We start from the raw sequence: 763 nt of genomic DNA, 5'->3' as shown, positions 1-763 counted from the left end.
GGCGGCGGTCGTCGCAGCCGCCCGCGGCGGCCGACAGCGGGGAGTCGGCGGCGTGCCCGACCAGCGCCGCCTGGCCCGCGCTGCCGCCGCCCGCGAAGTCCAGCCGGGCGCAGACCCAGTCGGCCGCGCCGCCGCCGTGCGGCACGGACCCGGACCAGAAGTCCGCCGCGTCCGCCCGGTCCACGGGCCGCGCGGGCTGCGGGAGGACGCAGGCGAGCCGGTCCCAGAGGCGCAGGCCGGTGCCGTCGAGCCGTCCGGGCGTCCGGCGCGCCCCGCCCGAGGACCCCGACGACCCCCCGGACGAGGCGCCGGACGACGAGCCCGAGGCGCGGTAGCTCAGCACCACGGGCCGGACGCCGCCGAGGTCGCCGACCGTGCGCCCGCCGTCGGGGCCGGTCAGGTCGAGCAGCGGGCCGCGTCCGCAGCGGGTGCGCGGCGCGAGCGGGTCGGTCACCCCGCCCCTGACCCGGACGGCGTCGCCGCCGGGGACGGCCGCGCCGGTGTCCCACGGGGCGAGCAGGTAGCGTCCGCCGCCCAGGGCGACCGGGGCGGACGGGTCCGTGCCGGTCGTGGCGACCTCCAGCGGACGGCCCGGTCCCGAGTAGCGCGCGACGCGGTCGCCGTTGCGGAGCACCGCGACGGTGCGTCCGTCGAGGTGCCCGGCGTACAGGAGCTGGGTCGCGCCGCGCCGGACGCGTCCGGGCTCGCGCAGTGCCGCCCAGGCCGCCAACGCGCTGCGCGGGAGGGCGCGGTCGGCGGCGAG

Annotated in this window: 1 pseudogene; it reads right to left on the bottom strand. The window is 82.0% G+C overall.

Going from position 1 to position 763, the window contains the following annotated elements:
* Positions 1 to 763 (bottom strand): annotated as a pseudogene (locus DZF91_RS40075) (hypothetical protein); the annotation flags it as partial.

The organism is Actinomadura logoneensis (assembly GCF_003428695.1).
GTDB classification, from domain to species: domain Bacteria; phylum Actinomycetota; class Actinomycetes; order Streptosporangiales; family Streptosporangiaceae; genus Spirillospora; species Spirillospora logoneensis.
Note: the sequence above shows the minus strand (reverse complement) of the source record. Positions and strands in the feature narration are given on the sequence as shown.